Annotated in this window: 8 protein-coding genes and 3 pseudogenes; 7 read left to right on the top strand and 4 right to left on the bottom strand. The window is 63.1% G+C overall.

All coding sequences use genetic code 11. The features are described 5' to 3' along the window. Positions 1 to 571 precede the first annotated feature (571 nt). Positions 572 to 1,468 (bottom strand): LysR substrate-binding domain-containing protein, encoded by an 897-nt coding sequence (locus QMX97_RS30270; protein ID WP_282398125.1) that lies wholly within the window; start codon positions 1,466 to 1,468, stop codon positions 572 to 574. Positions 1,469 to 1,640: 172 nt separating this feature from the next. Here QMX97_RS30270 and QMX97_RS30265 point away from each other — a divergent pair, with 172 nt between their 5' ends. The 7 genes from QMX97_RS30265 (at position 1,641) to QMX97_RS30235 (ending at position 8,290) form a co-directional block, all read left to right on the top strand. Further along, complete coding sequence (locus QMX97_RS30265) at positions 1,641 to 2,588, top strand: branched-chain amino acid ABC transporter permease (protein ID WP_120448943.1); 948 nt, start codon at positions 1,641 to 1,643, stop codon at positions 2,586 to 2,588. Then, positions 2,585 to 3,670, top strand: coding sequence for an ABC transporter ATP-binding protein (locus tag QMX97_RS30260; RefSeq protein ID WP_282398124.1), 1,086 nt, complete (start codon positions 2,585 to 2,587; stop codon positions 3,668 to 3,670). The genes QMX97_RS30265 and QMX97_RS30260 overlap by 4 nt, the downstream gene beginning before the upstream one ends. Then, a complete protein-coding gene (locus tag QMX97_RS30255) occupies positions 3,667 to 4,440 on the top strand; it encodes an ABC transporter ATP-binding protein (RefSeq protein WP_065907360.1) in 774 nt (257 codons plus the stop codon). The genes QMX97_RS30260 and QMX97_RS30255 overlap by 4 nt, the downstream gene beginning before the upstream one ends. After that, positions 4,433 to 5,149 carry an ABC transporter ATP-binding protein gene (locus QMX97_RS30250; protein WP_065907359.1) on the top strand — a complete coding sequence of 239 codons (717 nt, stop codon included), beginning with the start codon at positions 4,433 to 4,435 and terminating at the stop codon, positions 5,147 to 5,149. Before QMX97_RS30255 ends, QMX97_RS30250 begins: the two co-directional genes overlap by 8 nt. 68 nt (positions 5,150 to 5,217) lie before the next feature. Continuing rightward, the gene (locus QMX97_RS30245; protein WP_065907358.1) at positions 5,218 to 6,357 is read left to right on the top strand and encodes a branched-chain amino acid ABC transporter substrate-binding protein; all 1,140 of its coding nucleotides are present in this window, start codon (positions 5,218 to 5,220) and stop codon (positions 6,355 to 6,357) included. Positions 6,358 to 6,579: 222 nt separating this feature from the next. Then, the gene (locus tag QMX97_RS30240) at positions 6,580 to 7,062 is read left to right on the top strand and encodes an L-2-amino-thiazoline-4-carboxylic acid hydrolase (protein WP_106803480.1); all 483 of its coding nucleotides are present in this window, start codon (positions 6,580 to 6,582) and stop codon (positions 7,060 to 7,062) included. After that, complete coding sequence (locus QMX97_RS30235; protein WP_282398123.1) at positions 7,055 to 8,290, top strand: Zn-dependent hydrolase; 1,236 nt, start codon at positions 7,055 to 7,057, stop codon at positions 8,288 to 8,290. The genes QMX97_RS30240 and QMX97_RS30235 overlap by 8 nt, the downstream gene beginning before the upstream one ends. Positions 8,291 to 8,640: 350 nt before the next feature. Here the strand turns inward: QMX97_RS30235 and QMX97_RS30230 are convergent. From QMX97_RS30230 to QMX97_RS30220, 3 pseudogenes are all read right to left on the bottom strand, one after another. Further along, positions 8,641 to 8,739: pseudogene (locus tag QMX97_RS30230) on the bottom strand (AraC family transcriptional regulator); the annotation flags it as partial. Between the two features lie 117 nt (positions 8,740 to 8,856). After that, positions 8,857 to 8,955, bottom strand: a pseudogene (locus QMX97_RS30225) (AraC family transcriptional regulator); the annotation flags it as partial. 332 nt (positions 8,956 to 9,287) lie between these two features. Then, positions 9,288 to 9,386, bottom strand: a pseudogene (locus QMX97_RS30220) (AraC family transcriptional regulator); the annotation flags it as partial. Between the last annotated feature and the right edge of the window lie 74 nt (positions 9,387 to 9,460).

Genomic DNA, 9,460 nt, shown 5'->3' with positions numbered 1-9,460 from the left:
AATGTGGGGGCCGTCGAGCTTTAGCGAGGCCGCGAAGGCGGTGTGTCAGGCACAGAAGGATTGTCAGTACCGCCGCCTTCGCAGCCTCGCTAAAGCTCGACATCTCCCACAGTTGACCGGTGTTGTAGCTGAAATTTCAACCACATAGCAAACCCGGCTCCTGCTCAAATCCCAGCCACACAGCCGCCCCCCTGTGGGAGCCGTCGAGCCCCAGCGAGGCCGCGAAGGCGGTGCATCAGGCACAGAAGAACTGTCAGTGCCGCCGCCTTCGCAGCCTCGCTAAAGCTCGACATCTCCCACAGTTGACCGGTGTTGTAGCCGAAATTTCAACACATAGCGAAACCTAGTGGTCGCTGGGATCCAGCTCACCCAGCGACACTCTGCAGAAACTGCAATCAGCGAAACCCGGTACTTGCTCAAATCCCAGCCACACAGCCGCCCCCCCCCCTGTGGGAGCCGTCGAGCCCCAGCGAGGCCGCGAAGGCGGTGTGTCAGGCGCAGAAGAACTGTCAGCCCCACCGCCCTCGCAGCCGCGCTATAACTCCACCGCTCCCATCGTTCAAATCGCGCTCTACACCGCGATCAAGCTGCGCTTGATCCAGTCATACAAGTCATTCCCCTCGCTCGACAATTCGCTGTTGGCCCGTCGGCACAGGTAGTACTGGCGGCCGTCGTTGACCTGCAGGTCGAACAGCTTCACCAACTCACCACTGGCCACATGTGGCGTCACCAGCGGCTCGCGCAGCAAGGCGCAGCCGAGACCGGTGAGGGTGGCCGTGAGGGCCAGTTGGCCATCTTCCAACAGCAACCCATTGAGCGCCGTGGCGTCGACTTCGGCGGCTTCGAACCATTGGCCCCAGGTGCCGCGTTCTTCGTCGTGCAGCAGAGGCAGTTGGCTCAGGGCCTGCGGTGTGTCGATGGGGCCGTGTTGTGCCAGGAATGCGCGACTGCAATAGGGTGTGACCGCGCCGCAAATCAATGGCTCGCTGTGATAGCCCGGCCAGTGCCCGGTGCCGAAGCGGATCGACAGGTCGGCCGCGTCGCTGGGGTAGCTGCGGTGGTTGGCGTAGGTCACGTTGATGTCCAGCGCCGGGTGGTCCTTGAGGAAGTCGGCCAGGCGCGGGATGAACAGGTTGATGCCAAACAACGGGATCAGGCTGATGGTGACCTGGCGCGTGGCGCTTTTCTCGCGCACGTGTTCGGTGGCGCTGCGCAGTACCGCGAACGCCGAGCGAATCGCACGGTAATACTCGCGGCCTTCATCGGTGAGTACCAGGTTGCGGCCCTGGCGCAAGGTCAGCGGCTGCTGCAGGAAATCTTCGAGCAAGTGCAGTTGATGGCTGATCGCCGAGGCGGATACGTCCAGCTCGCGCGCGGCGGCATTCACCCCACCATGGCGCGCAAACGCTTCGAAAGTGCGCACGGCGCGCAGGGGAGGGTCATTGGCTAACTGTTCTGATTTATTCATGTATTGAATTAAATACCAACTCTCTGCGTAAATAAAGAGCCATAAATGCCGTAAATATGGCGTAAACAACCTGTTATCGCTTTGGTATAACCATATGACTTTCTGATATTTGATAAAAACAGAATAGATGCTTAGTGTGCCGCCCTTGTACGCACTGAGGTTCAGGGTCCTGATGGATGGGTTTATCCAACAACTGCTCAATGGCTTGATGACGGGCAGTCTCTACGCGCTGGTGGCCTTGGGTTACACCATGGTCTACGGCATTTTGCGCATCATCAACTTTGCCCATGGCGATGTGTTGATGATCGGCGCACTGGTGGGCCTCTCGGTGATCCGCCTGGTGCAAGCCACCTGGCCGGCATTGCCGCCGGTGCTGGTGTTGCTGTTGGCGACGCTGGTCGCGATGGCGTTCTGTGCGCTGCTGGCCGTGGTGATCGAGCGCGTGGCCTATCGCCGCCTGCGCCACGCCCCGCGCCTGGCGCCGCTGATCAGTGGGATCGGCGTGTCGCTGCTGCTGCAGACCCTCGCCATGCTGGTGTGGACGCGCAACCCGCAGATGTTCCCGCAACTGCTGCCGCTGGAGCCCATCGAAGTGTTGGCCGGCGCTTCGGCGCACCCGGCGATCACCAACGCCACCGCGCTGACCACTATCGCCATCGCGTTGTCGGTGATGGTCGCGCTGCTGGTGCTGGTCGAGCGCACCCGCTTTGGCCGGGCTATGCGCGCCGTGGCAGAGAACCCGCAAGTCGCCAGCCTGATGGGCATCAACCCCAACCGCATCATCGTGCTCACCTTCGCCATCGGCGGTGCCCTGGCGGCGCTGGCCGGGGTGATGATGGCCAGCAACTACGGCAGCGCGCATTTCTACATGGGCTTCCTGCCGGGGATCAAGGCCTTTACCGCAGCGGTGCTGGGCGGAATCGGCAACCTCAAGGGCGCGATGCTCGGTGGCCTGCTGCTGGGGCTGATCGAGGCCCTGGGCACCGGCTATCTCGGTGCCGCCACCAATGGCGTGTTCGGCAGTAATTACCAGGATGTGTTCGCCTTTATCGTGTTGATCGCGGTGCTGGTGTTCCGGCCGTCCGGGCTGCTGGGCGAACGCTTGGCGACGCGCGCATGAGCCACTCTCTGAACGTCAACAAACGCGCGACCCTCGGCCTGCTGCTGTTCGCCGTGGCCCTGGTGCTGGCGCCGTGGATCGTCGGGCATGCCGGCGGCAACACCTGGTTACGCACCCTGGATTTTGCCTTGCTGTACATCATGCTCGCCCTCGGGCTGAACATCGTGGTCGGCTACGCCGGGCTGCTGGACATGGGCTTTATCGCGTTCTACGCGGTGGGCGCCTACCTTGCCGCGCTGCTGTCGTCGCCGCACCTGTTGCAGCAGTTCCCGGCGCTGGTGGCGTGGCTGCCGGCGGGGATGCACACCTCGATCTGGCTGATCCTGCCATTGGGCGCTTTGCTCGCCGCCGGCTGCGGGGTGGTGCTCGGGGCGCCGACCTTGCGCCTGCGTGGTGACTACCTGGCCATCGTCACCCTCGGCTTTGGCGAGATCATCCGCATCCTGCTGCGCAACCTCGATCGCCCGGTAAATATCACCAACGGCCCCAAAGGCATTTCGCAAGTCGATCCGGTCAGCCTGCTGGGTGTGAACCTGGGGCGTACCCAGGAGCTGTTCGGCCTGCGCCTGCCGTCGGTGTACCTCTATTACTACCTGTTTGCCGCGCTGGTGGTGCTGATCCTGTTCACCTGCATTCGCCTGGAGCGCTCGCGCATCGGCCGCGCCTGGGTGGCGATCCGCGAAGACGAAGAAGCGGCGCAGGCCATGGGCGTGAACACCGTGCGTCTCAAGCTGCTGGCGTTCGCGATTGGCGCCGCGTTCGGCGGCGTAAGCGGCGCGCTGTTCGCAGCGTTCCAGGGTTTTGTCTCGCCGGAATCGTTCACCCTCAATGAGTCCATCGCGGTGCTGGCGATGGTGGTGCTCGGCGGCATGGGCCATATCCCCGGGGTGATGCTCGGATGCGTGCTGCTGGCTGCGCTGCCCGAAGCCCTGCGCGCGAGCATGGGCCCGCTGCAGCAGGCGCTGTTCGGCCAGGTGCTGGTCGACCCGGAAATCATCCGTCAGTTGTTCTATGGCCTGGCGCTGATCCTGGCGATGCTCTACCGACCTGCCGGGCTATGGCCCAAAGGAGTGGCACGATGAACGCACCGTTGTTGCAGATTGACCAGGTCAACAAGCACTTCGGCGGCGTCGCGGCGCTGACCGACGTGAGCCTGAGCATCCAGCCCGGCGAAATCTACGGGCTGATCGGCCCCAATGGCGCCGGCAAGACTACTTTCTTCAATGTCATGACCGGCCTCTACACCCCGGATTCCGGGCGCTTCCAGCTGGACGGGCGCGAGTACCGGCCGACCAGCGTGCACCAGGTGGCCGAAGCTGGCATCGCGCGCACGTTCCAGAATATCCGCCTGTTCAATGCCATGAGTGCGCTGGAAAACGTCATGGTCGGGCGCCATGTGCGCACTCGCAATGGCCTGTGGGCCGCCTTGAGCCGCCATCGCCGCGCCCGTGATGAAGAGGCGCAAACCCGCGCGCATGCCCATCGTTTGCTCGCCTATGTGGGCCTGGCCGGCTTTGCCAACTACCGCGCCGACAGCCTGAGCTACGGCCACCAGCGCCGCCTGGAAATCGCCCGCGCGCTGGCCACCGAACCGCGCCTGCTGGCGCTGGACGAACCGGCGGCGGGCATGAACGCCAGTGAGAAAGTGCAACTGCGCGGCCTGCTGGAAAAAATCCGCGACGACGGCCACACGCTGTTGTTGATCGAGCACGACGTCAAGCTGGTGATGGGCGTGTGCGACCGCATCAGCGTGCTCGATTACGGCCAGGTCATTGCCGTCGGGCCACCGGCCGAGGTACGTCAGCACCCGGCCGTGATCCAGGCCTATTTGGGAGCCAGTGCACATGTCTGAAGCCCTGTTGCACGTCGACGGTTTGCAGGTGCGCTACGGCGCGATCGAGGCGGTCAAGTCCCTGGACCTGCAGATCGCCGAAGGCGAACGCGTGACGCTGATCGGTGCCAATGGCGCCGGCAAGACCTCCAGCCTCAAGGCGTTGACCGGCCTGCTGCCGGCCGCCAAGGGCACGATCCGGTTTGCCGGGCGCTCGATTCGGGGCCAGGCACCGGACCAACTGCTGCGCCAGGGCATCGCCATGGTGCCGGAAGGGCGCGGGATTTTTGCGCGGATGAGTGTGCTGGAAAACCTGCAGGCCGGTGCCTTTGTGCGCCGCGACCACGCGCAGGTGCAGCGTGAAATGCGCCAATTGTTCGAACACTTCCCGCGCCTCGAAGAGCGCCTGCAACAGTCCGCCGGGCTGCTGTCAGGCGGTGAGCAACAGATGCTCGCCCTGGCCCGTGCGCTGCTGTCGCGCCCGCGCCTGCTGATCCTCGATGAGCCGTCCATGGGCCTGGCGCCGATCATGGTCGAGAAGATCTTCCAGGTGATCGACGACGTCTGCCGCCAGGGCATGACGTTGTTGCTGGTGGAGCAGAACGCTCGGCTGGCGCTGCAGGTCACCGACCGCGCGTACGTGATGGACACCGGGCGCATCAGCCTTGTCGGTCCGTCCGCCGCATTGCTTGAACACCCCGAGGTGCGCAGCGCCTACCTCGGTGAATAGAACCCAACCATGACGCTACCGGACGCCCGGCGTGTTTCGACCCGCCCGAAAAGACACAGGAACGACTGATGAAGACTTTGAAGCAAACCGTATTGATAGGCCTGGCCCTGAGCAGCCTGGCAAGCGCCGTGGCCCAGGCCGACCAGACCGTGTTGATTGGCTTGGCGGGCCCGCTGACCGGCCCGTCCGCGCGGATCGGCAAAGACCTGGAAAATGGCGCGCAACTGGCCATCGACCGGGCCAACGCCCAGCACCCGAAGATCAACGGTGAAGCGGTGACTTTCAAGCTGGTGTCCGAAGACGACCAGTCTGACCCGCGCACAGCCGTGACCGTCGCCCAGCGCCTGGTGGATGAGGGCGTGGTCGGCGTGGTCGGCCACTGGAATACCGGCACCAGCATCCCGGCGGCGCGGGTGTACCACGACGCCGGCATCGCCCAGGTCGCGCCGGTGGCCACCGGGCATGCCTACACGCAGCAGGGTTTCGACACCAGTTTCCGCATCATGGGCCATGACGACGATGGCGGTCAGGTGGCCGGCGCCTATGCCTTGAATACGCTCAAGGCGCAGCGCATTGCCGTGATCGACGACCGTACCGCCTTCGGCCAGGGCCTGGCGGACCAGTTCGTCAAATCCATCCAGGCCGGGGGCGCCAAGGTGGTTGCCCGTGAATATGTCGACGACAAGACCATCGACTTCAGCGCGGTGCTTACCAATATCCGCAGCCAGAACCCCGACCTGATCTTCTTCGGCGGCGTTGACGCCCAGGCCGCGCCGCTGGCCCGACGCATCAAGCAGTTGGGCATCAAGGCACCGTTGATGGGGGCCGGCGGGTTTGTCAGCCAGACCTTCCTGCAACTGGCGCAGAACGAAGGCGAGGGCGTGATAGCCCTGGAGCCGGGCCTGGCGGTTGCACAGATGCCGGGTGGCAAGGCGTTCGAACAGGCCTATAAAGAACGCTACAAAACCAATATCGAACTGCACGCGCCGTTTGCCTACGACGGCGTCGGCGTGCTGGTGGCGGCGATTGAAAAGGCCGATTCGGTGGATCCGCAGAAGTACCTGCCGGTGCTGCGCGCCATCAGTTACCCCGGCGTGACCGGCACCATTGCCTTCGATGCCGAGGGTAACTTGAAGAAACCGTCGTTCACCGTTTACCAGGTCAAGGCCAATCAATGGCAGCCGGTAAGTGTGGCAGGCGGTCAATAACCGCCGACGTCTGGCCGGCGAACTGCTGGTGTGGTGAGTGGGCTTGTCCCGCGTTGGGTGGCGAAGCCGCCGCAAAATCAGCTGCCGAGGTGTATCTGAGACAACGCGGCGTGCTTATTGGGGCTGCTTTGCAGCCCCACGCGGGGCAAGCCCGCTCGCCACAGAAAAGCCTCCCAGTGTGGGGGCAATCAATAGGTTTTGTGGAGCTGACGGAGGCACACAATGAGCAATCTGGAAGGTGAACTGGGCATTCTTGCCCGGCGGCGGATCGAAGCCGAAATCATCAAGCCGATCTACGAGATCCTGGTGCGCGAGCAGGGCAAGGCCTTTGCCGCCGCCGTGATCGGCGAGGCCGTGGGCAACGCGGCGATTCAGGCCGGCAAGCATTTTGCCGCGCTGGAAGAGCAGGGCGCCGACCTCAAGAGTTTTGTCGAACTGCAAGTGCTGTGGGAAAAGGATGATGCGCTTAAGGTCGAGATCATCGCCAGCGATGCCGAGCACTATGACTACGACGTCAAGCGCTGCCGCTACGCCGAGATGTACCACGAGATGGGCCTGGGCGAGATTGGCCACTTGCTGTCGTGCAACCGCGACGAGTTGTTTATCGTCGGCTACAACCCGGACATCGAACTGACCCGCACCCAGACCATCATGGGCGGCGCGCACCACTGTGATTTCCGCTATCGGGCCAAACCCCATGAGTAACCTGGCGCGGGTCAATGGCGATCGCCTGTGGGCATCGCTGATGGAAATGGCGCAGATCGGCGCCACCGAAAAGGGCGGCGTCTCGCGCCTGGCGCTGACCGACGAAGACCGTCGTGGCCGCGACTTGTTCGTGCAGTGGTGCGAAGCCGCCGGCTGCACGGTGCGAGTCGACGCCATGGGCAATATCTTTGCGCGCCGCGCCGGCAAACATGACGACCTGGCGCCGGTGCTGACCGGCTCGCATGGCGACTCGCAACCCTTCGGCGGCAAGTACGACGGCATCTACGGCGTGCTCGCCGGTGTGGAAGTGCTGCGGACCCTGAATGACCTGGGCATCGAAACCGAGCGCCCCATCGAGGTGGTCAACTGGACCAACGAAGAAGGCTCGCGCTTCGCTCCGGCGATGATTTCTTCCGGGGTCTACGCCGGTGTGTTCGACCTGGAATACGGGCTGTCCCGCGCGGACAAGGCCGGTGTGACCATTGGCGAGGCCTTGCAGCAGATCGGCTATGCCGGGCCTCATCCGGTCGGCGGCCAGGCCGTGCATGCCGCGTTCGAACTGCATATCGAACAAGGCCCGATTCTCGAAGCCCAAGGCATCACCATCGGCGTCGTCACCGGCGCCCAGGGCCAGCGCTGGTATGAAGTCGAATTGAGCGGGCGCAGCGCCCACGCCGGCACCACGCCGATGGACCATCGCCTGGATGCGCTGCTCGGTTTTGCCCGGGTGGTCGAGGCCGTCAATGGCCTGGGCCTGGAGCAGGGCGCCGAAGGACGGGCGACGGTGGGCATGGCGAACATCTTCCCCAACTCGCGCAATGTGGTGCCGGGGCGGGTGTTTTTCAGCGTGGAGTTCCGCCACCCGGACGAAGCGGTGCTGGCGCGCCAGGACCAGCAATTGCGCGACGCCGTGGCACGCATCGCCGCGGAGATTGGCTTGCAGCACAGCGTGAAGCAGATTTTCCAATACGCGCCGATTGTCTTTGACGCTGACTGTGTCGAGGTGGTCCGGGTCAGCGCGGAAAAGCTCGGCTACAGCCAGCGGCCGATGATCTCCGGCGCCGGGCATGACGCCTGCTACCTGAACCAGGTAGCGCCGACCGCGATGATCTTCGTGCCCTGCGTGGACGGGCTCAGCCACAACGAGGCGGAAGAAATTTCCCCCGAATGGTCGACGGCGGGGGCGGACGTGTTGCTCCAGGCGATCCTGGCCAAGGCCTCTGCCTAGCAGACACATGCAATGTCAAAATGTGGGAGCGGGCTTACTCGCGAATACGCTGGATCAGCCACTGCAGAGGTCGACTGACACACCGCTTTCGCGGGCAAGCCCGCTCCCACTTTTGGATCTCCTTCACCTCATGGTCAGCGAAAGAACTCACCGGGCGTCGCGTCAAACTGCTGTCGAAATGCATTGATGAATGCCGAGGTGGACTCGTATGCCTGGCAGACACGTGCAATTTCAAAATGTGGCAGCGGGCTTGCTCGCGAATACGCTGGATCAGCCACTGCAGAGGTCGACTGACACACCGCTTTCGCGGGCAAGCCCGCTCCCACATTTGGATCTCCTTCACCTCATGGTCAGCGAAAGAACTCACCGGGCGTCGCGTCAAACTGCTGGCGAAATGCATTGATGAATGCCGAGGTGGACTGGTATGCCTGGCAGATACACGCAATGTCAAAATGTGGGAGCGGGCTTGCCCGCGAATACGCTGGATCAGCCACTGCAGAGGTCGACTGACACACCGCTTTCGCGGGCAAGCCCGCTCTCACATTTGGAGCTCCTTCACCTCATGGTCAGCGAAAGAACTCACCGGGCGTCGCGTCAAACTGCTGTCGAAACGCATTGATGCATGCCGAGGTGGACTGGTATGCCTGGCAGACACATGCAATGTCAAAATGTGGGAGCGGGCTTGCCCGCGAATACGCTGGATCAGCCACTGCAGAGGTCGACTGACACACCGCTTTCGCGAGCAAGCCCGCTCCCACATTTGGATCTCCTTCACCTCAGGGGCAGCGAAAGAACTCACCGGGCGTCGCATCAAACTGCTCTCGAAACGCATTGATGAATGCCGAGGTGGGCTCATATGCCTAGCAGACCATGCAATGTCAAAATGTGGGAGCGGGCTTGCTCGCGAATACGCTGGATCAGCCACTGCATGGGTCGACTGACACACCGCTTTCGCGGGCAAGCCCGCTCCCACATTTGGATCTCCTTCACCTCATGGTCAGCGAAAGAACTCACCGGGCGTCGCATCAAACTGCTGGCGAAACGCATTGATGAATGCCGAGGTGGACTGGTATGCCTGGCAGGTACAGGCAATGTCAAAATGTGGGAGCGGGCTTGCTCGCGAATACGCTGGATCTGCCACTGCAGAGGTCGACTGACACACCGCTTTCG

The organism is Pseudomonas sp. PS01298 (assembly GCF_029959745.1).
Lineage (GTDB): Bacteria > Pseudomonadota > Gammaproteobacteria > Pseudomonadales > Pseudomonadaceae > Aquipseudomonas > Aquipseudomonas aylmerensis.
Note: the sequence above shows the minus strand (reverse complement) of the source record. Positions and strands in the feature narration are given on the sequence as shown.